This is a genomic window from Blastococcus sp. KM273128 (assembly GCF_021698975.1).
In the GTDB taxonomy this organism is placed as follows: domain Bacteria; phylum Actinomycetota; class Actinomycetes; order Mycobacteriales; family Geodermatophilaceae; genus Blastococcus.
The window spans coordinates 1-570 of the sequence record NZ_SSXA01000181.1; the positions used below are offsets into that span (position 1 = coordinate 1).

The 570-nt window shown below is 80.2% G+C and carries 1 pseudogene; it reads right to left on the minus strand.

The features are described from left to right. Positions 1–477 (minus strand): annotated as a pseudogene (locus E9529_RS21490) (ribonuclease E/G); the annotation flags it as partial. Positions 478–570: the final 93 nt, after the last annotated feature.

A 570-nucleotide genomic window follows, 5' to 3' on the forward strand; every position in this document is an offset into this window, starting at 1 on the left:
AGCCACGAGGGCTCTCGCCTCCTGTGCTGCTCCCGGGCGCCGATCGGTGAGGACTGGCGGCCGCGCAGGAGCACGGGGTTGGGCGGGGCGGGCCGCCGCAGCGACGACCGGGCGCGCGGGCTCGACAGGGTCCGGGTCGGGAGCGGCCGCACCGGCCGGACGGGTGGCCCGGCGGCGGGGCCGGGCGACGACCGCGGTCGGCTCCGGCGAGCTGAACTGGGCGCCAAAGCGCGGTCCGGCCGGCTCGGGGTCGGCCTCCTCGGCGGGGGCCTCGGCCTCGGCGGGAGCCTCGGCCTCGGCGGGAGCCTCCGCCTCGGCTGCCGTCGCCTCGTCGTCCTCGGCGGCGTCCTCGTCCGGCGCGCCCTCCTCGGCGGTCGCCGGGACGCCGGTGGTCTCGGCCTCGGCCGGCTGCGGTGTGCCCGGCGGGACCGCGCCTTCGGTCGTGTCGTCGGTGGTCGGGTTGTCGGTGTCAGCCACGAGGGCTCTCGCCTCCTGTGCTGCTCCCGGGCGCCGATCGGTGAGGACTGGCGGCCGCGCAGGAGCACGGGGTTGGGCGGGGCGGGCCGCCGC